The sequence below is a fragment of the Brevundimonas sp. Br13 genome (assembly GCF_055391505.1).
Genome location: NZ_AP044008.1, coordinates 1,364,264 through 1,387,598 on the forward strand (window position 1 = coordinate 1,364,264; position 23,335 = coordinate 1,387,598).

Here is a 23,335-nt window from a genome sequence, read left to right on the forward strand (position 1 = left end):
GAGAAGGAGCCGCGATGTTCGTCGCCGAGATCCTCAAGACCAAGGGAAACGCCGTCTATTCCATTACCGCCGATGTGACGGTGGCCCGGGCGTGTCAGGCGCTGGACGCCAAACGCGTAGGCGCTCTGGTGGTCCAGAACGGAGACGCCGTCGTGGGCGTCTTTTCGGAACGGGATGTGGTCAAGGCCGTGGCGGCCGACGGCCCAAACGCCCTCGCCCGACCCGTTCAGGACTATATGACCGCCAAGGTCATCTTCACCCAGCCGCGCGAAAGTTTGTCGGTCGTCATGAGCCGGATGACGGACCGACGGATTCGCCATCTGCCGGTCTTGGACGGAGAGACCCTGGTCGGCGTCGTCTCGATCGGCGACCTCGTCAAACGCCAGATCGAAGAACACGCCCGCGAGGCCGAAAGCCTCAAGACCTATATAGCGGCGGGCTGAGCGGCGGGGCTGCGGCTCGACCGACCGAGAGTCGGTGAGAATCTTTCCTCCGCCTTCAGAATCTGGTTGCGGGTTAGGAGGGTGGCCCGTATAGGGCTGCCTCGCTCGGAGACGGGCCGGCCTTTGAGGCTTTTGGGACTTTGGTTTCGGGAGTTTTGGGGGAGTTGAGGGGTTGAAAAACTTCTTGCTTTCCTGGGTTGGTTTCAATAGGTTCCGCGCTCCAATCGAATCGCCGAACGGTTAAGAGGAAGGCCTCTTGGTTTTCCTTGCGGTGGTTTTTTGTGGTTTTGAGGCCTTGGTCTTGGATCTGCAAAATCTCTGAAAAGAGCGGTTGACATGAGGTTCGGCGGTCTCTAAATCGCCGCCTCCGCCGACGACGAGGCGCTAAACAAGTCGGGCCGCTTTGGCGGTTCTGGTCTTTGACATTGTTGATATGGAAAGAGAAACGCAGGCGGCGGTGTCCTTGCGATAGTCCTAGGGGCTATCATACGACACTGACTATCTGCGGTCTTTTTGAAAAGATACCATGCGTCGGTCTTAGGATCGACGGGTGGGAACTCGTCAAACAAATACGTAGAACTAACGCCAAGACGTCCTTTGGGATGGTCTTAGTGCTTTAGGTCAGAAGTCAACTCAACCTGAGAGTTTGATCCTGGCTCAGAGCGAACGCTGGCGGCAGGCCTAACACATGCAAGTCGAACGAAGTCTTCGGACTTAGTGGCGGACGGGTGAGTAACACGTGGGAACGTGCCTTTAGGTTCGGAATAACTCAGGGAAACTTGTGCTAATACCGAATGTGCCCTTCGGGGGAAAGATTTATCGCCTTTAGAGCGGCCCGCGTCTGATTAGCTAGTTGGTGAGGTAAAGGCTCACCAAGGCGACGATCAGTAGCTGGTCTGAGAGGATGATCAGCCACATTGGGACTGAGACACGGCCCAAACTCCTACGGGAGGCAGCAGTGGGGAATCTTGCGCAATGGGCGAAAGCCTGACGCAGCCATGCCGCGTGAATGATGAAGGTCTTAGGATTGTAAAATTCTTTCACCGGGGACGATAATGACGGTACCCGGAGAAGAAGCTCCGGCTAACTTCGTGCCAGCAGCCGCGGTAATACGAAGGGGGCTAGCGTTGCTCGGAATTACTGGGCGTAAAGGGAGCGTAGGCGGACATTTAAGTCAGGGGTGAAATCCCGGGGCTCAACCTCGGAATTGCCTTTGATACTGGGTGTCTTGAGTGTGAGAGAGGTATGTGGAACTCCGAGTGTAGAGGTGAAATTCGTAGATATTCGGAAGAACACCAGTGGCGAAGGCGACATACTGGCTCATTACTGACGCTGAGGCTCGAAAGCGTGGGGAGCAAACAGGATTAGATACCCTGGTAGTCCACGCCGTAAACGATGATTGCTAGTTGTCGGGATGCATGCATTTCGGTGACGCAGCTAACGCATTAAGCAATCCGCCTGGGGAGTACGGTCGCAAGATTAAAACTCAAAGGAATTGACGGGGGCCCGCACAAGCGGTGGAGCATGTGGTTTAATTCGAAGCAACGCGCAGAACCTTACCACCTTTTGACATGCCCGGACCGCCACAGAGATGTGGCTTTCTCTTCGGAGACTGGGACACAGGTGCTGCATGGCTGTCGTCAGCTCGTGTCGTGAGATGTTGGGTTAAGTCCCGCAACGAGCGCAACCCTCGCCATTAGTTGCCATCATTCAGTTGGGAACTCTAATGGGACTGCCGGTGCTAAGCCGGAGGAAGGTGGGGATGACGTCAAGTCCTCATGGCCCTTACAGGGTGGGCTACACACGTGCTACAATGGCGACTACAGAGGGTTAATCCTTAAAAGTCGTCTCAGTTCGGATTGTCCTCTGCAACTCGAGGGCATGAAGTTGGAATCGCTAGTAATCGCGGATCAGCATGCCGCGGTGAATACGTTCCCGGGCCTTGTACACACCGCCCGTCACACCATGGGAGTTGGTTCTACCCGAAGGCGCTGCGCTGACCGCAAGGAGGCAGGCGACCACGGTAGGGTCAGCGACTGGGGTGAAGTCGTAACAAGGTAGCCGTAGGGGAACCTGCGGCTGGATCACCTCCTTTCTAAGGATGCTTCTCCAGTCTCTCACGAGACTATTGAGGCTCCGCATAGCGATGCGCTCAAGCAGCAATGCGGTAGCGCAAAGCAAAACGGCAGGATGCCGCCGTCTCCGTTTCTCTTTCCACTTTCGTCATCGACGCCTCGGCTATACGGGTCGCGGGGTTGGTGACGCGATCGCGAGCCCGGAACTCCTGGCTGTCGCGCTGCCCTAGGCCCGTAGCTCAGGTGGTTAGAGCGTACGCCTGATAAGCGTAAGGTCGGCAGTTCGAGTCTGCCCGGGCCTACCAGCTCTCTAGGATCCATCTGGACGGTTCGTCGACAGCTCTCCTGGCTTGACCCTGAGAAGGGGCCATAGCTCAGTTGGTAGAGCGCCTGCTTTGCAAGCAGGATGTCGTCGGTTCGACTCCGTCTGGCTCCACCACTCGCCGAGCGGCGAGAGGCGAATGACCAGAGGCGCGCATCGCATACAAGTTTGCCGTTACCTGAATGGGTGATGTGCATTGATATTGTGAAGGAAGAATGAGGCCGGCTCCCCTGAGCTTTTAGGTCTGGTTCGATAAGAAGACATTGTCTGACAAAAATCAGGCTTGGTCCCCCGGCGCCTTTCCAGTCGGGCGGAATAGACCAAGCATGAGTTTTGCTGAGAAACGATCAAACGTTGAAGGGCTTCTGACGGATGCCTTGGCGTAGAGAGGCGATGAAGGACGTGGCAAGCTGCGATAAGAACCGGGGAGGCGCTAGCACCCTTTGATCCGGTTATTTCCGAATGGGGGAACCCACCTTTACAGTCTTCCAACTCTGTTCCGGCTTCGGCCGGGTCAGCGATTGGCGGATTGTTGAAAGGTATAATGAGCTGAATACATAGGCTTCATTAAGCGAACGCGGGGAACTGAAACATCTCAGTACCCGTAGGAAAGGACATCAACCGAGACTCCCGTAGTAGTGGCGAGCGAACCGGGACCAGGCCAGTGCTCTTGTGAAATAAAGACGAACGATCTGGAAAGGTCGGCCATAGTGGGTGAAAGCCCCGTAGTCATCAAACAGCAAGAGACTCGAGTAGGGCGGGACACGTGAAATCCTGTCTGAACATGGGGGGACCACCCTCCAAGCCTAAGTACTCCTCTACGACCGATAGTGAACAAGTACCGTGAGGGAAAGGTGAAAAGCACCCCGACAAGGGGAGTGAAACAGATCCTGAAATCGGAAGCCTACAAGCAGTCGGAGCCCCCAAGCGGGGTGACGGCGTACCTTTTGTATAATGGGTCAGCGACTTCATGTGTCGAGCAAGCTTAAGCCGTTAGGTGTAGGCGCAGCGAAAGCGAGTCTGAATAGGGCGCTAAGTTCGACGTATGACGACCCGAAACCAAGTGATCTATCCATGAGCAGGTTGAAGGTTGGGTAACACCAACTGGAGGACCGAACCGGTGAATGTTGAAAAATTCTCGGATGACTTGTGGATAGGGGTGAAAGGCCAATCAAACTTGGACATAGCTGGTTCTCCGCGAAATCTATTTAGGTAGAGCGTCCGACGAATTCCTTAGGGGGTAGAGCACTGGATGGTTGCGGGCTGCGCGAGCGGTACCAATACTAACCAAACTCCGAATACCTAAGAGAACTATCGGGCAGACACACGGCGGGTGCTAACGTCCGTCGTGAAAAGGGAAACAACCCTAACCATCATCTAAGGCCCCCAAGTACTGGCTAAGTGGGAAACGATGTGGGATTGCTTTGACAATCAGGAGGTTGGCTTAGAAGCAGCCATCCTTTAAAGAAAGCGTAACAGCTCACTGATCAAGCGATCCTGCGCGGAAAATGTAACGGGGCTCAAGCCAGTCGCCGAAGATATGGGTTTGCACTTTGTGCAAGCGGTAGCGGAGCGTTCCGTAAGCCGGTGAAGGTCAGGCGTGAGCCTGGCTGGAGGTATCGGAAGTGAGAATGCTGACATGAGTAACGATAAGAGTGTGAGAGACACTCTCGCCGAAAGACCAAGGGTTCCTGCGTAAAGCTAATCTGCGCAGGGTTAGTCGGCCCCTAAGGCGAGGCTGAAAAGCGTAGTCGATGGGAAGCAGGTAAATATTCCTGCACCAGCTGGAAGTGACGGATGGCATAACTCGTACCCACTTATTGGATTGTGTGTGCGGGGGCGTCGTCCCAGGAAATAACTCCAGCAGAGACCGTACCCGAAACCGACACAGGTGGTCAGGTAGAGCATACCAAGGCGTTTGAGAGAACTGTGCTGAAGGAACTCGGCAAATTGCACGCGTAACTTCGGAATAAGCGTGACTCACCCTGGGCAACCAGGACTGAGTGGCACAAGCCAGGGGGTAGCGACTGTTTAGCAAAAACACAGGGCTCTGCGAAGCAGCAATGCGACGTATAGGGTCTGACGCCTGCCCGGTGCCTGAAGGTTAAAGGGAGGAGTGAAAGCTCCGAACTGAAGCCCAGGTAAACGGCGGCCGTAACTATAACGGTCCTAAGGTAGCGAAATTCCTTGTCGGGTAAGTTCCGACCTGCACGAATGGCGTAACGACTTCCCCACTGTCTCCAGCACAGGCTCAGTGAAATTGAATTCCCCGTGAAGATGCGGGGTTCCCGCGGTCAGACGGAAAGACCCTATGAACCTTTACTATAGCTTCGCCTTGGCGTTAGCGACCGTATGTGTAGGATAGGTGGGAGACTATGAAACCGGGGCGCCAGCTCTGGTGGAGTCGTCCTTGAAATACCACCCTTACTGTCGTTGACGTCTAACCGAGGACCGTTATCCGGTCCCGGGACATGGCGTGGTGGGTAGTTTGACTGGGGCGGTCGCCTCCCAAAGTGTAACGGAGGCGCGCGATGGTGAGCTCAGAGCGGTCGGAAATCGCTCGTCGAGTGCAATGGCATAAGCTCGCCTGACTGCGAGACTGACAAGTCGAGCAGAGACGAAAGTCGGCCATAGTGATCCGGTGGTCCCGAGTGGAAGGGCCATCGCTCAACGGATAAAAGGTACTCTAGGGATAACAGGCTGATTTTGCCCAAGAGTCCATATCGACGGCAAAGTTTGGCACCTCGATGTCGGCTCATCACATCCTGGGGCTGGAGCAGGTCCCAAGGGTATGGCTGTTCGCCATTTAAAGTGGTACGTGAGCTGGGTTCAGAACGTCGTGAGACAGTTTGGTCCCTATCTGCCGTGGGTGTTCGAAGCTTGAGAGGATCTGTCCCTAGTACGAGAGGACCGGGATGGACATACCTCTGGTGTACCTGTCATGGCGCCAGCTGTGCAGCAGGGTAGCTAAGTATGGAATAGATAACCGCTGAAAGCATCTAAGCGGGAAACTAACCTCAAAACAAGGCTTCGCTGAGGATCGTGGAAGACTACCACGTTGATAGGCCAGGTGTGGAAGCGCGGCGACGCGTGAAGCTTACTGGTACTAATAATCCGATCGGTTTGATCGTTTCTCAGCAAAACTCATTCGATGATCATCAATCACCCGATGATCGTCACGACAATGTCTTCTCATCATCCGCTGTCCGCCTCGTTGACCTGGTGGCTATGTCGGAGGTTCCCCACCCGATCCCATTCCGAACTCGGTCGTTAAGCCCTCCAGAGCCAATGGTACTTCGTCTCAAGGCGCGGGAGAGTAGGTCGCCGCCGGGTCTACCAGGCGGACAGCCGATGATGAAAAATCCTTGTCGAACCCCTTCTTCCTCCACAAACCACCCCTGCCGCGGGATGGAGCAGCCCGGTAGCTCGTCAGGCTCATAACCTGAAGGTCGCAGGTTCAAATCCTGCTCCCGCACCCAAGTTTTAAACCCGTTAGATCAACGATCTAGCGGGTTTTTGCTGTCTGAACCTACAGGCACGCCCCGCCCCATCTCGGACCCGAACGCCCAGCGTCCCAGCAGCTGAAGTGAGGTTGTTCTCGAGCGAACCGGCTCGACGGTCCTGGATGACGTGACCCCCGTTTCTCATCCAGCCATAACGAGAGTCCTGGGTTGATCTGAGCTGGGGTTGGCGTGGTTGGCAAGAGGCCGGTCTGCGCAGCCATCAACCCGCGCAGCAGGCCGGCCGATGTGTCCGGTGAGCGCCTTTGCGTAGGCCTCGGGCGTCAGCCATCCCAGCTTCGAGTGCGGCCGGGTTTCATTGTAGTCGCGCCGCCAGGTTTCGAGCACGAGCCGGGCGTGCGGGAGGGACCGGAACAGCGTCTCGTTCAGCAGCTCGTCGCGCAGACGACCGTTGAAGCTCTCATTGAAGCCGTTCTGCTGCGGCTTGCCCGGCGCGATGTAGTGCCAGCCCACCCCCGTCTCGTCGGCCCAGGATAGGATCGCGTTCGAGGTCAGCTCGGTGCCGTTGTCGCTGACGATCGTCTCGGGACGACCCCGACGGACGATGATGGCATCCAGCTCGCGCACGACCCGCCGGCCCGACAGCGAGGTGTCGGCCACGAGCGCCAGGCACTCGCGGGTGCAGTTGTCGATCACCGTCAGGATGCGGAAGCGCCGCCCGTCAGTCATCTGGTCGGAGACGAAGTCCAACGACCAGCGCTGGTTGGCGACCAGCGGCTCATCCAGCGGCCGACGGGTGCCCATGGCGCGCTTGCGCCCGCCGCGCCGTCGGACCGTCAGCTTCTCCTCGCGATAGAGCCGCTGAACCCGCTTCCTGTTCACCACATGACCCTCGCGCCGGAGCATAACGTGCAGCCGGCGATAGCCGAACCGACGTCGCTCCTGGGCCAGGGTCCTCAGTCGATCTCGTAAAGCGCCATCGTCAGGGCGCGTCGCCCGATAGCGCACGCTGGTCCGATCCACGCCCAGCACCCGGCACGCCCGCCGCTCGCTCATCTCGTGGACCGACCGCAGGTGCGCCACAGCCTCTCGATGCGCAGCGGGCGTCACCACTTTTTTCCCAGCAGATCCTTCAGCGCGACGTTGTCCAGCATCGCGTCCGCCAGCATCCGCTTCAGCTTGGCGTTCTCGTCCTCCAGCGCCTTCAGACGCCGGGCCTCCGACACGTCCATGCCGCCGAACTTGGCCTTCCACTTGTAGAAGGTCGGCGAGCTTAGCCCGTGTGTCCTGCAAAGGTCCGCCACCGGAACACCGGCCTCCTGCTCGCGCAGGATCCCGATGATCTGCTCTTCCGTGAACCGTGATCGCTTCATTCCGTCCGTCCTTTCGAGGGGCGGATTCTAGCTATTCCTGGAGGAGCTTCAGGGGGTCACGTCATGGACTCAGCCCCGGTCTGGACTCAACGCTGGCTTCGGCGCGCTCGATCGCTGCGGGCGGCCTTGCAGTCAGCGCCGCCATGAGCCATCCAGACAGGATGCGGACACCGGAGCATGGGCGGGCGCCCAAGAAGCCCACAATCGATGATGTGGCGCGGCTGTCGGGCGTTGCGCGGACCACGGTGTCGCGCGTTCTCAACGGCGGCCCGAATGTTCGCGATCCGGTGCGACGCAAGGTGCTGGAGGCGGTGAAGGCCCTGGATTACCGCGTCAATCCTCAGGCGCGGTCGCTGGCCGGCGGCGCCAGCGGCGTTCTGGCCCTGATCCTGGCCTCGGACCTGGATGCGGAGCCCAACTCCTTCTACGCCTCTGCGCTGGAGCTTGGCGCGATACGGGAATGCCTGCTGGCGGGCTTTCAACTGATCACCCGCCACGTGCCGCAGGACGATCCTGCGGCGGTCCAGCAGTTGTTGGAGATCGCGACCAGTCAGAGGTGCCAGGGGGTGATCTTGACGCCGCCCTTTTGCGACAACGTCGATCTGATCCGGCAACTCAGGACCAGAGGCGTTCATCTAGCCGCCGTGTCGCCCGGCGGCGACGGACGGGGGCTGATCGACGCCGTCGGCATCGACGACGAGGCGGGAGGACGTGACATCGCCCGCCATCTGATCGATCTGGGGCATCGACGGCTCGCTTATCTCAGTGGGATACCGGGCCATCTGTCCGCCAAGAGCCGTTTGGACGGCGTAAGGCGCGCGATGCGAGAAGCGGGGCTGGATGAGGCGGCCTTGGTGGTGGAGCCGGGCGACTTCACCTTTCGATCGGGCGGGCTAATCGCTTCGCGCCTCCTTTCGCTCAGCCCTCGCCCCACCGCTCTGATCTGCGCCAATGACGATATGGCCGCAGGCGCCCTGTCGGTGGCCCATGCGCGCGGCCTTCAGGTGCCGGGTGATCTGTCGATTTCCGGCTTTGACGACACGCCCGTCTCGGGCATCGTCTGGCCGCCGCTCACGACGGTGCACCAACCGCTGAAGGAGATGGGCGGAGAGGCGGTCCGGCTGCTCTCGGGTCGGATCGCAGGAAGAGACGCCGGCGATTGGACCTTCCGCACCCTGCCGCACGCCGTGGTCGCGCGGGAGTCGGTGGGAAGCTGGGCGGGATAGAAGGCAGGAGGCCTTGACGCGCGCAGCCGCACCGTCATTATGGAAGCGCTTCCAATAAATCGACAGGCGCGTCAGACGTCTGCAGGGAGGAAGGCATGAAAGCTCACACGGCCGCGATTTGCGGCTTGTTTTTGGCTGCTTCAGGCGCGGCAGGATGCGCCTCGGCGCCGGATGGCGGCTGGATCACGACCGGGGACCAGTCCCGCCTCATGCAACACGAACCGCTGATGATGAGGCGGGCGGCTGTTCAGGCGACGGGCCAGGCGGTGCTTCTTGACCCGCAGACGCCGCTTCAAACCATGGTCGGCTTCGGCGCCGCCATAACGGATGCGTCGGCGTATCTTATCCAGAGCCGGATGACGCCCGCTCAACGCGACGCCCTGATGCGCGACCTGTTCGGCCGGGCGGACGGCGGGCTGGGGTTCGACTTCACGCGCGTGACGATCGGCGCGTCCGACTTTTCGCGGAGCCACTACAGCCTCGCAGATCAAGCCGATCCCTCGCTGGCGGGGTTTTCGGTCGCCCCCATGGCTGCGGAGGTGTTCCCCACGGTTCGCCAGGCCCTGGCGATCAATCCTCAGCTCAAGATCATGGCCACGCCGTGGAGCGCGCCGGGCTGGATGAAGACGACGGGCTCCTTGATCCAGGGAGAGTTGAAGCCCCAATACTATTCGACCTATGCCGAGTATCTGACGCGCTATATTGCAGAGGCTGCGGCAGAGGGCGTGCCGACCCACTATATCAGCATTCAGAACGAGCCTGACTTCGAGCCCGACTCCTATCCCGGCATGCGGTGGGGACCACAGGGGCGCGCGACGTTCATCGGGCGGGACTTGGGACCCCGACTGGAGCGGTCGGGGGTGGAGACGAAGATCCTCGACTGGGATCACAACTGGGACAAGCCGGAGCAGCCCTTGGGCGTATTGGCCGACCCTGAGGCCCGGGCCTATGTCTCCGGCGTCGCCTGGCATTGCTATGCAGGCGACGTCTCGGCCCAGTCGAAAGTGTTCGACGCCTATCCCGACAAGGACGTCTTCTTCACGGAATGCTCCGGCGGCGAGTGGGCCCCCGCCTTCAAGGACAGCTTCGTCTGGACCATGAAGAGCCTGATCATCGGCGCAGTGGAAAACCATGCGCGCGGCGTTCTGATGTGGAACATCGCCCTGGACGAAAACCATGGTCCGCACGCGGGCGGATGCAGTGACTGCCGCGGCGTGGTGACGATCGACAGCCGAACCGGCGCCGTTCAGAAGAACCAAGAATACTACGCCTTTGGGCACGCCAGCCGATTTGTACGCCAAGGCGCCAGGCGCGTGGCGGTGGCGAAACCGGAGGGGCTTGAGGCGGTCGGTTTCGTCAATCCGGATGGGCGACGGGTGCTGGTGGTCCTGAATCCGGCGGACGTTCAGGCGCGCTTCGATGTCGGCGAAGCGGGCCGGCGGGCCCAGGTCCTCCTGCCGGCCTCCAGCGCCGCCACCTACGTATGGAGCAGCCCGCGCTAAGGCCTATCTTGTCAAAAATGCAAAAGGTGGTAGCGTGTTGGAAGCGCTTCCAATGAGCGCCAACAAAGAAGGACGCAGGCCCAAGGGGCGCTGCGCCGAGGAAACGTGAGGGGAGATCAAATGCGCAGCGCATTCGCTGGGGGCAGTTCCATTCGTTCAAACCAGGGTCGCCGTCGCCTCCGCGTCACGGCTTCGGCCTTGGCGCTGGCTTCCGTCCTGCCGACGGTCGCCGTCGCCCAAACCCAGACGCCGCCGTCGGGCGCCGACGCCGCTCCGACGGAGGTCGAGGAGATCGTCGTCACCGGTCTTCGGCGAGGACTGGCGGATTCGATTTCCATCAAACGGCGGGAAACTTCGATCGTCGAAGCGGTCTCGGCGGAGGATATCGGCAAGCTGCCCGATGTCTCCATCGCGGAATCCATCGCCCGTCTGCCTGGGTTGGCGGCTCAGCGCGTCAACGGCCGCGCCCAGGTGATTTCGATTCGGGGCCTGGCGCCGGATTTCACCACCACCCTGCTGAACGGGCGTCAACAGGCCAGTTCGGGCGACAACCGGGCGGTGGAATTCGACCAATACCCGTCCGAACTGCTGTCCGGCGTCGTCATCTATAAGACGCCGGACGCCGAGGTCTCGGGCATGGGGCTGTCCGGCACGGCGGATCTGCGGACCGTGCGGCCATTGACGTTCGGCGACCGCGCCGTGGCGGTCAACCTTCGCGGCGAGATGACCGAAGGCGACGCCCTCAACGATGATATCCGCAACTATGGCGGACGTTTCTCGGTCAGCTATATCGACCAGCTGGCGGACGGGACGCTTGGCATTGCGCTCGGATACGCCCACCTGGATTCCCCGTCGCAGAACAAACACTACAAGGCCTATGGTTATGAGTCGTTCGGCGGGGTCTGCGAACCCAGCGCGCCCGGATCGACCTGCACTGTCGATTCCGTCCAACCGGACAGCGCCGACACGGCCCTGCTGCTGAACGGACAGGAAATCTTCTCGACGTCACGCCTGAATCAGCGCGACGCGGTCATCGGCATTGTCGAATGGCGTCCGAACGAGCGGGTCCATTCGATCCTCGATCTCTACTATTCGAAATTCGAGCAGGAAGAGACCACGCGGGGCGCGCAGTGGTTTTCGAACGCCTGGGCTGACGACGCCTATTTTACGGGGGTCGTGACCGAGGATCGCGGCGGCTCGTCGTTCGGCCGCAGCGGCACGATCCACAACGCCGTTCCCATCATCCGCAACGACCGCAACACCCGCGAAGACGAGATTTTCTCGGTCGGCTTCAACACCCAGTACGAGCTGAACGACCGGACCCGCCTCGTCGCCGACCTGTCCTATTCGAACAATCGTCGCCGCGAGACCATTCTGGAAACCTACGCCGGCTATGGACGGGGGACGGGCGGCGTGACGCCATCGACGCCGAACGTCGGCCGCACCCTGGACGTCATTGACTTCACGGTGAACGACGACGGCTATCCGACCTATGCCGAAGGTCTGGACTATGCGGACGCCTCGCAGGTGTCGCTGGGTGACCGGGCGCCTTGGGGCGGCTGGGGCCACGACGGAGCCATTCGCTTCCCCGACGTCGAGGAGACCATCCAGTCCGCCGATCTGAAGATCGAGCGCGACATGGAGGGCTTCTTCAACACCTTCACGGCCGGCGTAAACTACGCCAAGCGCGAGAAGTCCAAGAGGGTCGATGATTATGACCTGTTCCTGAAGAATGGCCGGCAGCAGGTCTATGTTGACGCTCAGTATCTGGAAACGCCGGTGTCGCTGGACTGGGCCGGTTTCGGCAATGTCCTGGCCGTCGATCTGAGCCGTGCGCTTGACGTGTACTACGATCGCGCGCCGATCCTCGACGCCAACTATTTCGACAAGAACTGGGATATCGAAGAACAGGTCACCACGGCCTTCGTGAAGCTGGACTTCATGGGTGGTCGCTGGAGCGGCAATGTCGGCATGCAGGCCGTCGTCCAGAACCAGGAATCGACCGGCGTCGTGATCAACGGCACCGAGCCCGGCGCGCCGATCACGCCGATTTCCGTCACCAAGGGGGCGGACTATCTGGACATCCTGCCGAGCCTGAACCTGATCTATGATCTGGGCGGCGGGCATCGTCTCCGTTTCGCTGCGTCACGCACCATGGCGCGGCCGCGCATGGACGAGATGCGGGCCAATGTGACGCCGGGCTTCAACGCCCTGGTCTGCACGGGCCAGACCTGTCCGCCGGGTTCGACCGTCAATCCCTGGTCCGCCTCGGGCGGCAATCCGAACCTGGAGCCCTGGCGAGCGAACGCCTTCGACCTAGCCTATGAATGGTACGTCGACGCCACCACCTATCTGTCGATCGCCGGATTCTACAAGGATCTGGAGACCTACATCTATGTCCAGAACGGCACCTTCGACTTCACCGGCATACCCCTGCCGTCGACGGCGTCCTCTATTCCGGCGGGTGTGAACATCAGCCCGATCGGACAGATCAGCCTGCCGGCCAACGGCAATGGTGGAACGGTTCAGGGGCTTGAGGTCAGCGGCGCCTTGAACTTCGGTACGGTGTGGGCGCCGCTGGATGGACTGGGCTTGTTGGGCAGCATCTCCTTCACGGAGTCGGATCTGAATCCGGCTCCGGATGGACAGACGGTTCGCATCCCCGGCCTGTCCGGCACGGTCTACAACGTCACCGCCTACTACGAACGCGGCGGCTTCCAGGCGCGGATCAGCAAGCGGTTCCGCGAAGCCTTCAAGGGCGAGGTGGTGCAGCTGTTCGCGACGCGCGGCTACACCGAAATCCTGGACGACGAGCAGATCGACGCCCAGATCGGCTACACCTTCGAGGAAGGCCCTCTGGAGGGACTGGGCGTCCTGTTCCAGGTCAACAACCTGACCAACTCGCCCTATCGGACCCGCCTGGGTCTGGACAGCGGCGGCACGACGACAGCAGACGGCGGGGCCCTGCCTGAGACCTACGAGGAGTACGGTCGCCAGTTCCTGTTCGGCGTCAACTACCGGTTCTAGGGCGCCCCTCCCACGGCCCTGGATCCTGGGCGGGGCGGCTTGGCCGTCCCGCCCTCTCTATTCGCTCATTCGGCCTCTGTAGCATCGAGAAACGGCGCATGACCCTTCGCAAGACCAAGCTTCTATCCCTGCTGTTGCTGGCCGGATGCGCCCTTGCGCCGATGAGCGCCGTCGCCGATCAGAGCGCCGCCGCGCAAAGTTTCACGGACTGGCCGACTCTGACGCCGGCCCGTGCGCCCGACGCCGCCATGGAGGCGCGGATCGCCCGGATCGTGGCGAGCATGACCCTGGCGCAGAAGATCGGTCAGATGACCCAGCCGGACGTCCGCTACATCTCGCCCGAAGAGGTGACCCAGTATTACATCGGCTCGGTGCTGAACGGCGGCGGCGCCTGGCCCGCCATGAACAAGCACGCGACCGTCGCCGAATGGGCGGCCCTGTCGGACCGCTATCACGACGCCGCCCTCGCCACCGACATGGCGGTGAAGATCCCGCTTATCTGGGGTACGGACGCGGTGCACGGCCACAACAACGTCTCCGGCGCCACGCTTTTCCCCCACAATATCGGCCTGGGCGCCGCCCACGACTCCGATCTGATCGAGCGGATCGGCCGCGCCACCGCGCGCCAGGTGCGCGCCACCGGCATCACCTGGGTCTTCGCCCCCACCCTGGCGGTCGGCGAGAACCGCCGTTGGGGCCGCACCTATGAGAGCTATTCCAGCGATCCTCAGCAGGTCGCCGAATATGGCGAGGCCCTGGTCCGCGGGCTTCAGGGCGACCTGACCGGCGACGGCGACGTGGTCGCCACGGCCAAACACTATATGGGCGACGGCGGCACCTATAACGGTCAGGACCAGGGCGAGACCCGCGCCACCCGCGCGGAAATGATCAATCGCCACGCCGCCGGCTATTATTCGGCCATAGAGGCGGGCGTGCAGACGGTCATGGCCTCCTACAGCAGTTGGAATGACGTCGCCGCCGGCCACGACTACGGCAAGATGCACGGCAGCCGCGAGATGCTGACCGATGTGCTGAAGGACCGGCTGGGCTTCGACGGCCTGGTGGTGTCTGACTGGAACGGGATCGAACAGGTGCCCGGCTGCGCCAAGGCCGAGTGCGCCCAGGCCATCAACGCCGGCATCGACATGGTCATGGTCCCCGAAGACTGGAAGGCCTTCATCCAGAACACCATCGCCGATGTGGAGGCTGGGCGCATTCCAATGTCGCGCATCGACGACGCCGTGACGCGGATCCTGCGGGTCAAGATGCGGTCGGGCCTGTTCGAGCACGCCCCGTCGGAAAGCCGCTACAACGGCCGGGCGGAGGCCGTCGCCGCCGCAGACCTGGCGCGCGAGGCGGTGCGCAAGTCGGTCGTCCTTCTGAAGAATAACGAGTCCGCCCTGCCTCTGGTCCCGGGCGAGAAGATCCTGGTCGTGGGCGACAGCGCCGACAGCCTGTCCAACCAGACCGGCGGCTGGTCCCTGACCTGGCAGGGGACAGAAAACACAAATGCCGACTTCGCCACCGGCGCCACCCTGTTGCAGGCCCTGACGGCCCAGTTCGGCGCCGAGAATATCGTCTATTCCCGCGACGCGGTCGGGGTAGACGTGACCCGGTTCGCCAAGGTGGTGGTCGTCCTGGGCGAGACCCCCTATGCCGAGTACCACGGCGACGTCCGCTTCCCCGCGCCCGTCCAGTACAGCCATCGCCGCCCGAACGACCTGGCCCTGTTGCACGCCGTCTCGGGCAAGGGGGTTCCAGTGGTGTCGGTGCTCTATTCGGGCCGTCCCGCCTATGTGAACGACCTGATCAACCTGTCTGACGCCTTCGTCGCCGCCTTCCTGCCCGGCACGGAGGGGGCGGGGCTGGCCGACGTCCTGTCCGGCGGGGCCTATGACTTCACCGGTCGTCTGTCCTTCGCTTGGCCGGGGTCGGCTTGCAGCACCGGGGAGCATGAGGGCGAAGTGGTGCAGTTCGCCCGCGGCTATGGCCTCAGCTATGCGCGTCCGTCCCACATGAACCCTCTGCCCCTGCCGCCGACGCCTAACGTCTGCGACCCCATCGGATGATCGCCGCCCAGTAAGCCTGCGACCTGCGGCGGGGCCTCAATGGCGCGTCAGCCGAACAAGGTCGCAGGGCCGCCTGCGGAGACGCCAACCAGGCGGCTACTTCAGCTGGCAGAGATCCAGCTTGTCCATATCGGCATAGTCCAGGTTCTCGCCGCCCATGCCCCAGATGAAGGTGTAGTTGGAGGTGCCTGCGCCCATGTGGATGGACCACGGCGGGCTGATCACCGCTTCGCCGTCCTGGACGATGATGTGGCGCGTCTTGTCGGGCTGGCCCATGAAGTGGAACACTCGGTCTGTTTCGCTCAGGCCGAAATAGAGATAGGCCTCCGATCGGCGGTCATGCAGATGGGGCGGCATGGTGTTCCACACCGAACCGGTCTTCAGCACCGTAACGCCGAGCAGCAGTTGGCACGACTTGACCTTGCCCGGCACGATATACTGGTAGATCGTGCGTTCGTTGGAGGTCTCCAGCGCGCCCATCTCCAGCGGCGTCGCCGCCTCGATGGGGATCCTGACCAGGTCGTAGCGGGCGTGGGCGGGGGTTGAGACCAGATAGAACCGCGCCGGATCAGCCGCGTCGTCGGAGCCGAGGATCACCTCGGCCGCGCCCATCGGTACATAGAGGCCGTCACGGAAGCCCAGTCGCACGGTCTCGCCGTCGATGATCGCCGAGCCTGCGCCCCCGATGTTGACGACGCCCAGTTCCCGGGCGTGCAGGAACGGCTTGCCGGCCAGGGAGGCCGGCTCTGAGTGGCGGGGCAGGGCCAGCGGCGCGTCGGTCGGAACGGCGCCGCCGATGATCAGCCGCTCATGATGCGAATAGTTGAGGCTGATCCGGCCGGGCTGGAACAGGCCGGACACCAGATAGCGGTCGCGCAGCTGCTCATTGGTGGCGCCGTCCACCATGTCCGGATGAGTGGCCTGATAAACCTTGTCGTACATCTTGTCGTACATGTCGCTCTGCCTCGGTTCGGGGGTGGGATTTGCCGCGTTCAGGGCGCCGGACGGAAGTCGAAGGCCTGGTCGGCGACGAAGGCCTCCCATGACCGGCGGTCGGGGAAGTCGAGGCCGCGGGACCAGGCCGAGCCCATATAATAGACGAAGGGCCGGCCCGGCGTGACCCGCACCAGCATCAGATAGTTGTCCGCATCCTCGGCGAAGCCTTCGACCATGGACGGGTCGGCGACGACGGCTATGCCCAGGCTGCCGTGCTCGGGATCTTCCGGCTCCCAGAACATGATCCGTCCGTTTGCGGCGTCGCGGGTGACGAAGCCGGCGCCGTTGGCGTTCCGTCGCTTTGAGATGCCGATGCCGACGATCAGCGGGGCGTCGGAGTTCGAGCTCAGCGTCGAGGTCATCCGGGTGAAGTTCGACCCCAGCGGCAGGCTGAACTCCCGTGTCTCCCAGACGTTGCGGACCACATCGACCGGCCAGGGGCGGTAGGTCACGCTGAACCGGGCCTCATCGCCGCCGGTGCGGGTGATGGCGTGGGTGGAGAAGTTGCGGCTGGTCCACAGCTTGTTGTCGTACCAGACGCCCAGGCCTCCTGCGCCGCGGCCGCGGCCGACGTCATAATAGTCCAGCCCTTCACCCCGATCGACGTGGTAGTTCGGGAACTTCAGCTGACGGTCCATGAAGGGATAGCGGACCCGCTTGGCCCAGACGTCGATGCCAGACCCGGACGGCGGTTCACGCTCCTCCAGGGCCGGTCCATAGATGCGATGGGCGACCCGGTCGTTCTCCCACAACAGATCGTCCAGCCGATCGGGCGCGAAGCGTGCGACGGCGCGCGGCGTCTGCAGATCCGCCGGCGGCGGGGTGAGCGGCGCGATCGTCGAGGGGCGGCCCAGTACGGCGGGATCATAGGACAGGGCGGCGGTGGCCCGCATCTCGGCCTCGCGGCGGCGGGTCTCTTCCGGTCCCCTCACGGTGACCGGAGCGGGCGGCGCCGGCGTGGTGGCGGCGATCACCTCAGCGGTGTCCCGCGCGGGCTCCGGCTCGGGCAGGGATTGAGCCGGTCCGTTCAGATCAGCGATCTCCAGCCCTGCCAGGATGTAGGTTCCGGTGGCGTAGAGGCCGGTGTCGTCCGCCGCCGTCGAGACCGGCTGGTCCCCTGTCTTCTGGGCGGCGCCCAACAGGCCGCTGGGCAGGACATGACGGTTCAGTGCGGCCCAGCCCTTCAGCACGTGGGGCAGATAGGCCTCTCGGTCCAGCAGGCCGTGATTGACGCCCCAGGCCAGGGCGTAGACGTAGAAGACCGAGCCGGAGGTTTCAGCCTCCGGATAGGCCCCCGGGTCCAGAAGGCTGGCGCGCCAAAGCCCGTCGTCTTGCTGCAGCTCGGCGATCCGTCCCGCCATCGTCTGAAACAGATCGACGTAGAAGGGGCGGCTCGGCAGGTCGGCCGGGACCGATTCCAGCCAGCGCGCCAACCCGCCCATGACCCAGCCGTTGGCCCGCGACCAATAGATGCGGTCGCCGTCGGCGTCGCGGTGGTCCTGGTCCTTGAATCGTTCGTCGCGCAGGAACAGGCGCTCCTCTGGGACCCAAAGCCGATCGGCCGTGCGCCGCCACTCCTTGTCGGCGGCGTTCAGATATTTGGGGTCGCCTGTGATGGCCGACATGCGCGCCAGAACCGGCGGCGCCATATAGAGGGCGTCGGCCCACCACCAAACGAGGGCGGGCGTCTCCTCCGCCCGCGCCAGATGGGGAACCTGCCAGTCCAGCCTCTGACGCAGAGGCATCAGAACGCCTTCCTCGCCGCGTCGCGCGTAAAGCTCTTCGTACAGATCGCCGATGGCGATGTCGTCGGCGTTCAGCAGGGTCTTGCCGGACCGGCCCCCCCGCAGGCTGTAGTTATAGTGGTCGGCGACGGCGCTGAGGAACCGCAGCGTCTTCGGATCTTCCGTCACCCGCGCCAGGCGCGCCGCCCCCACATAGAAGGTCGCAGCCACCCAGTTGGACGACATCTGCGTCAGATTGCTGCCGGTCGACAGAGCGATCGGCTCGGCGGCCATGGCGGCGATCTGGGACGAGGCGACATAGTCCACCGCCGCCATCGTATCGCGGCGGGAGGGCAGGCCGGCGGCTTCCGTATAGAGGGTCGGCCGGGGCCGCGGGCTCAGCCAGTCCGCCTCGACGCCGGGCGGCAGTGCGGCTGCGCTCGAGGCGATGGCCTCAGACGCGGCCGGGGTCGGGGGCGGGGTTTGGGACGCCGTCTGGGCCAGGGCCGGGCCGGTGAGGACGAGGGCGGTGGTCAGGCCGGTGGTCAGGGCGGTCGTCAGCGCCAGACGGGTGCGCGAGGGCAGGGGCATTGGCTTTCCTCCGGCGGCGCGTGAAGGCGTCGCTCTCTCTTCGTTGTCGTTTGCGCCGGCGCGCGTGGTAACCGGTGTCTTTCCTGTGCGGCGCACGGCCGCACGCGCCGCTTCGGCTTGCCAGGACCATACCGTCCGCTATCGTGAGACGAAAGAGCAGAATATGGGAAGCGGCTTTCTGCGGTCAAATGGCCGCGCCCGGCTCCTCCCTTTGCACAGTGCGAAAAGGCCCGCCATGAATCGTCGATCCCTGCTTCACCTCGGCCTGACCGGCGCTCTGACCTCGGCGGCGCCCGCCCTTCTGCCCGCCGTCGCCCGAGCGCAAGGCGGAAAAATTCATGATGCAGCGGACTTCGGCGCCGTCGGAGACGGCCAGACGATCAATACGCGCCCGATCCAGGCGGCCATCGACGCTGCGGCGGCCGAGGGCGGCGGCACGGTGGTGATCAGGCCCGGCCTCTACCTGTCGGGTTCGCTGTTCGTAAAGTCGGGCGTGACCCTGATGATCGGGCGAGGGGCGACGATCCGGGGCCTCAAGGACATCGCCGCCTATCCGATGATCCGGACCCGCGTGGCGGGGATCGAGATGGATTGGCCGGCCGCGCTGCTCAACATCTATCGTCAGCAGAATGCGAAGATCACCGGCGAGGGGCTGGTGGACGGCGACGGCCAGGTCTTTTGGGACAGCTATTGGGCGTTGCGGCGCGACTATGATCCGCGCGATCTGCGCTGGGCCGCCGATTATGACTGCCGCCGCCCGCGTCTGATCCATCTTTATGAGGCGGATCAGGCGGAGGTCTCGGGCCTCAATCTGGCGCGGTCGGGCTTCTGGACCGTCCACGTCTGCTATTCGCGCGACGTCACCGTTTCGGACCTGATCATCCGCAACAACATCGGCGGGCGCGGCCCGTCCACCGACGGGGTGGATATCGATTCCTCGGAACGCGTGCTGGTCGAGCGGTGCGACATCGCCGTCAATGACGACGCCCTGTGCATCAAGGCCGGGCGCGACTGGGACGGGCTGCGCGTGGCCCGGCCCTGCCGTCAGGTGCGGGTGAAGGACTGTGTCGTGCGCGACGCCTTGGCCGGCATGACCTTCGGCAGCGAAACCTCCGGCGGGTTCGAGGACATCGAGGTCTCGGGCCTCAGGATCGAATATCCGGTGCCGCTGGGGATCTTCTTCAAATCGGGCCACACGCGCGGCGGCGTCATCTCCAATATTCGCCTGCGCGACATCCATCTGCAGGACGTGCGCACCCTGTTCCGGGTGAACCTGAACTGGTACCCCAACTACAGCTACGCCCGGATTCCGCCGGGCGTCGCGGACGTCCCGGACTATTGGCGGGCGCTGGCGACGCCGGTGCCCCGCGACCGAGGCGTGCCGCGCATCCACGACGTCCGCCTGTCCGACATCAAGGCCGCGGGGGGCAAGGTTGGATTCGAGGCCGCCGCCTATCCCGAGGCGCCGCTGAAGGACTTCCTGTTCGAGCGCCTGGACTGGGACGTCCACGACGCCGGGACCATCGCCAACGCCCAGGGCTGGCGCTTCGTCGACTGCAACATCGACACCCTAGACGGCAAGGCGCCGCGTGTGACGGATTCGGTGCGCGTCACGGGTCTGCGTGACAGGGCCTGAACCCAGCCTCCCACGGCCAGGCCAGGCGACAAAAAAGCGGGCCCGGAGCATTGCGCTCCGGGCCCAGTCAATTGCGCTGAAGAGGTCAGAGAGGGAAGGTCAGTACTTCCAGCGCAATCCCACGGCGATCTCTCGGCCGGTGTGACGGTAGTCGGACACGCGGTCCGCCACATCGACATAGCGATCGTTGTATTCGTCGGTCAGGTTGATCCCTTCCAGGGAGAAGGTCAGGTTGGGCGTGATGTCGTAGGACATCGAGGCGTCCAGATAGACCGTGTCGTTCATGCCCTCCTCGGAGTTGCCGTTGCTGCCTGGGAAGGACATCAGATAGCTGCTGCGATAGGCGGCCGAGGTGCGCGCCTGGAAGGGGCCCTTCTCGTAATAGAGGGTGGCGTTGACCGTATTCTTGGACTGGCCCGTGAGGCGGTTCTTGCCGGCGGCGCCGTAGTCGACCTCGGAGTCCACATAGGTGAAGTTGCCGATGAAACCGAAATTCGACCAGAAGCCAGGCAGGAAGGTGAAAGGCTGCTGATACTGAATCTCCAGCCCGTGCAGCGTGCCGCCCTGGCCGTTCAGCTTGCGCGTGACCTGGAAGACGTCCGTCGGGCGCGCCGCCCCCTGCAGCAGTTCGTCCGGCAGGCCCAGGTCGCTCCACACGATCGATTCCGTCACCGAGGTGATGAAGCTGTCGATGTCCTTGTAGAAGACGGCGGCGGCCAGCAGGCCCTCGTTCTGGAAGTACCACTCGACCGACATGTCGTAGTTGGTCGCGCGGAATGGATCGAGCAGCGGATTGCCGTAGGAGACGGTGCGGGTGGTGGGCGAAACGCCGCCGCCGGGGGTCAGATCGCCCAGCGAAGGCCGCGACATCACCTTGGCCGCGCCCAGCCGGATCACCAAGTCTTCGCGCGGCTCGATCGCCAGGTTGAACGACGGCAGAACGTCGTCATAGTCATTGTTGGCGGTGACGTATTCATAGGTCGGACCGGCCGGGGTGGTGATGGTCTGCCAGCCCTTGGATTCGACCTCGGTCCGGGCATAGCGGACCCCGACGTTGCCCCGCACCGTCACGGCGCCCAGCTGGGTGTTGAAGTCGGTCTGAACGAAGACGCCCTGATCGGTTTCGTCCACTTCCCGCTCGCTGCGGTTGGGGGTCAATGGGTCGTCATAGACGCTCAGGAAGTCGGCGATCTTGCCGATGTCAGGCACGATGAAGTTGAGGCTGGAACCCGCCGGCACGCCGATCTTGCCGTCGATGCTGACGATCTTGCCGATGGAGTCGACCCCGGTCAGACGGTCCGCGCCGACGGTCGCGGTGTTGGCCCGCGAAACACCGAAGTTGCTGAAACCATAGGTGCGGTATTCGCCCCCGAATTTGAAGGTGACCGCGTCGGACCAGTCGTATTCCAGCGCGCCGGCCGCGACCTGGTTGTCGAAGTCGCCGCCGCTGGTGCTGCGGGTCGCCTGGATCAGGGTGAAGTCTTCGCCCGAGGTGGTGTCGAAGCCGTAGTTGATCAGCGGCAGACGGTCGTCGCCCCGGAAGTCGATGGTGTAGCCGTCCACATCCGACTGCTCGAAGGCGTAGGCGACGTTCAGCGGGGTGCGGGCCTCCGACTTGTTGGCGCCCAGCTTCAGATTGCCGCGGAACCGGTCGGTGAAGTCGTGGCGGACGTTCAGCGAGGCCTGGGCGAAGGTGCTTTCATTTCGCGTGAAGCCGTTTTCCGACCGCACCAGGACATTGTCGAACACGCCGTAGGAGAAGGCGTTCTTGGAGGCGTCGATCGCATAGTCGCGCACGACGACGCTGTTCACCGCCGCGCGGCTGAAAGACCAGGCCTCCAGGTTCGGGCTTTCGAGTTCGGAGTTCAGGCGCGACCACAAAAGGTCCAGCGCCACCTCGGTGCGGGCGCTGGGCCGCCATTGAAGGGCGGCGGTCACGCCCAGGCGGTCCTCCTGGGTGTTGCCGAAGGTGTAGCGCGGAATGCGCGGATAAAAGGCGTTCAGCACCTCGGTGCGTTGGGCCGCCGTGGTGCAAGGGATGCAGCCGCCGAGGTTCTGACCCACGCCGTAGGGCCGGCTCGCGTCGCCCTGCTGCCAGCGGGTGGTGTTGAAGCTTTCCAGGATCGGCGACCGCTCGGAATAGGCGGCTGAGATCAGGGCGCCGAAGGTGCGGTCTTCATTGGTCCAACTCAACAGACCGGCCAGGCGCGGCACCGTCTTTTCGGACAGGTCGTTATAGGAGCCCTGGACCGACAGGGCCGAGTTGAGGCCGCTGCCGCCGAAATCCATCGGCCGGCCGGTTTGCAGATCGACCGTGGCGCCCAGGGAGCCCTCTTCGATCTCAGCCGACTGAGTCTTGCGGACCTTGATGCTGTTGAACAGCTCCGAGGCGAACATGGAGAAGTCGAAGCTGCGGTTGCGACTGCCGCCGGACGCCGCCTGGGCTTCCAGGCCGTTGATGCGGGTGCGGGTGAAGTCCGAGCTCAGGCCCCGGACCGAAATGGTCGTGCCCTGGCCGTTGACCCGGTCGATGGTCACGCCGGGCAGCCGCTGGATGGCTTCGGCCAGGTTTTGATCCGGAAAATCGGCGATGTCCTCGGCCAGGATGGCGTCCACGGCGCCGGCCTCGCTGCGCTTGATGTTCAGCGCCTGCTGAAGGCTGGAGCGGAAGCCGGTGACGACAATGTCCTCGACCTGGGCTGCTGGCTGATCGGCGACCCCTGTCGGCACGGGCTCCTGCGGCGCCGTTTGCGCGACGGCCGGCAGCGCCAAAGACAGCGCCGCCAGGGATACGCCGACGGCGCACGAATTGCGGAGGTTGATCCGTTGCATCCTGTTCTCTCCCCATCCGGCGTCTGTGGCACCGGTGTCATTTCTTGGTATGGCGTCG

The 23,335-nt window shown here is 63.1% G+C and carries 10 protein-coding genes, 3 tRNA genes and 3 rRNA genes; 12 read left to right on the plus strand and 4 right to left on the minus strand.

Annotation, left to right across the window (positions count from 1 at the left end; all coding sequences use genetic code 11):
* The first annotated feature begins 14 nt into the window (after positions 1-14).
* The 7 genes from ACZ5M6_RS06665 (at position 15) to ACZ5M6_RS06695 (ending at position 6,319) form a co-directional block, all read left to right on the plus strand.
* A complete protein-coding gene (locus ACZ5M6_RS06665) occupies positions 15-443 on the plus strand; it encodes a CBS domain-containing protein (protein ID WP_183216983.1) in 429 nt (142 codons plus the stop codon).
* A 634-nt stretch (positions 444-1,077) separates the two neighbouring features.
* Positions 1,078-2,538, plus strand: a 16S ribosomal RNA gene (locus ACZ5M6_RS06670).
* A gap of 208 nt (positions 2,539-2,746) precedes the next feature.
* A tRNA-Ile gene (locus tag ACZ5M6_RS06675) sits at positions 2,747-2,823 on the plus strand.
* 58 nt (positions 2,824-2,881) lie between these two features.
* Positions 2,882-2,957, plus strand: a tRNA-Ala gene (locus ACZ5M6_RS06680).
* Between the two features lie 228 nt (positions 2,958-3,185).
* Positions 3,186-5,971, plus strand: a 23S ribosomal RNA gene (locus ACZ5M6_RS06685).
* A gap of 87 nt (positions 5,972-6,058) precedes the next feature.
* Positions 6,059-6,173, plus strand: a 5S ribosomal RNA gene (rrf, locus tag ACZ5M6_RS06690).
* Together the 16S, 23S and 5S rRNA genes with 3 tRNA genes alongside form the textbook arrangement of a ribosomal RNA operon.
* Positions 6,174-6,242: 69 nt before the next feature.
* Positions 6,243-6,319, plus strand: a tRNA-Met gene (locus ACZ5M6_RS06695).
* Between the two features lie 165 nt (positions 6,320-6,484).
* Here ACZ5M6_RS06695 and ACZ5M6_RS06700 read toward each other — a convergent pair.
* A protein-coding gene (locus ACZ5M6_RS06700) for an IS3 family transposase (RefSeq protein ID WP_464159735.1) occupies positions 6,485-7,674 on the minus strand; the annotation gives its coding sequence in 2 pieces (ribosomal slippage) (positions 6,485-7,416 and positions 7,416-7,674; 1,191 coding nt in all).
* A 143-nt stretch (positions 7,675-7,817) separates the two neighbouring features.
* On the opposite strand from ACZ5M6_RS06700, the gene ACZ5M6_RS06705 reads away from it, so the two are divergent.
* The 4 genes from ACZ5M6_RS06705 (at position 7,818) to ACZ5M6_RS06720 (ending at position 15,498) form a co-directional block, all read left to right on the plus strand.
* On the plus strand, positions 7,818-8,900 hold the full coding sequence (locus tag ACZ5M6_RS06705) for a LacI family DNA-binding transcriptional regulator (RefSeq protein ID WP_082382624.1): 1,083 nt from the start codon (positions 7,818-7,820) through the stop codon (positions 8,898-8,900).
* A gap of 209 nt (positions 8,901-9,109) precedes the next feature.
* Positions 9,110-10,402, plus strand: a complete 1,293-nt coding sequence (locus ACZ5M6_RS06710; RefSeq protein ID WP_464159972.1) for a glycoside hydrolase family 30 protein — start codon at positions 9,110-9,112, stop codon at positions 10,400-10,402.
* A gap of 198 nt (positions 10,403-10,600) precedes the next feature.
* Positions 10,601-13,429 carry a TonB-dependent receptor gene (locus ACZ5M6_RS06715; protein ID WP_395942184.1) on the plus strand — a complete coding sequence of 943 codons (2,829 nt, stop codon included), beginning with the start codon at positions 10,601-10,603 and terminating at the stop codon, positions 13,427-13,429.
* 98 nt (positions 13,430-13,527) lie between these two features.
* Positions 13,528-15,498, plus strand: a complete 1,971-nt coding sequence (locus ACZ5M6_RS06720; RefSeq protein ID WP_464159973.1) for a glycoside hydrolase family 3 protein — start codon at positions 13,528-13,530, stop codon at positions 15,496-15,498.
* A gap of 96 nt (positions 15,499-15,594) precedes the next feature.
* Here ACZ5M6_RS06720 and kduI read toward each other — a convergent pair whose 3' ends face one another.
* Positions 15,595-16,440, minus strand: a complete 846-nt coding sequence (kduI, locus tag ACZ5M6_RS06725) for a 5-dehydro-4-deoxy-D-glucuronate isomerase (protein ID WP_464160106.1) — start codon at positions 16,438-16,440, stop codon at positions 15,595-15,597.
* 50 nt (positions 16,441-16,490) lie between these two features.
* Positions 16,491-18,809 (minus strand): glycoside hydrolase family 88 protein, encoded by a 2,319-nt coding sequence (locus ACZ5M6_RS06730; RefSeq protein ID WP_464159974.1) that lies wholly within the window; start codon positions 18,807-18,809, stop codon positions 16,491-16,493.
* 235 nt (positions 18,810-19,044) lie between these two features.
* Between ACZ5M6_RS06730 and ACZ5M6_RS06735 the strand changes: the two genes are divergently transcribed.
* Positions 19,045-20,445 carry a glycoside hydrolase family 28 protein gene (locus tag ACZ5M6_RS06735; protein ID WP_464159975.1) on the plus strand — a complete coding sequence of 467 codons (1,401 nt, stop codon included), beginning with the start codon at positions 19,045-19,047 and terminating at the stop codon, positions 20,443-20,445.
* 99 nt (positions 20,446-20,544) lie between these two features.
* Here ACZ5M6_RS06735 and ACZ5M6_RS06740 read toward each other — a convergent pair whose 3' ends face one another.
* Entirely contained in the window at positions 20,545-23,277 is a 2,733-nt protein-coding gene (locus tag ACZ5M6_RS06740) for a TonB-dependent receptor (protein WP_201463798.1), read from the minus strand.
* Positions 23,278-23,335 lie beyond the last annotated feature (58 nt).

What these genes read in the sequence shown, in the direction of transcription:
- ACZ5M6_RS06705 (WP_082382624.1), top strand. Translation starts at nt 7,818, where the DNA reads ATGAGCCATCCAGACAGGATGCGGACACCGGAGCATGGGCGGGCGCCC.
- ACZ5M6_RS06730 (WP_464159974.1), bottom strand. Translation starts at nt 18,809, where the DNA reads ATGCCCCTGCCCTCGCGCACCCGTCTGGCGCTGACGACCGCCCTGACC.
- ACZ5M6_RS06665 (WP_183216983.1), top strand. Translation starts at nt 15, where the DNA reads ATGTTCGTCGCCGAGATCCTCAAGACCAAGGGAAACGCCGTCTATTCC.
- ACZ5M6_RS06735 (WP_464159975.1), top strand. Translation starts at nt 19,045, where the DNA reads ATGAATCGTCGATCCCTGCTTCACCTCGGCCTGACCGGCGCTCTGACC.
- ACZ5M6_RS06710 (WP_464159972.1), top strand. Translation starts at nt 9,110, where the DNA reads ATGCAACACGAACCGCTGATGATGAGGCGGGCGGCTGTTCAGGCGACG.
- ACZ5M6_RS06720 (WP_464159973.1), top strand. Translation starts at nt 13,528, where the DNA reads ATGACCCTTCGCAAGACCAAGCTTCTATCCCTGCTGTTGCTGGCCGGA.
- ACZ5M6_RS06740 (WP_201463798.1), bottom strand. Translation starts at nt 23,277, where the DNA reads ATGCAACGGATCAACCTCCGCAATTCGTGCGCCGTCGGCGTATCCCTG.
- kduI (WP_464160106.1), bottom strand. Translation starts at nt 16,440, where the DNA reads ATGTACGACAAGGTTTATCAGGCCACTCATCCGGACATGGTGGACGGC.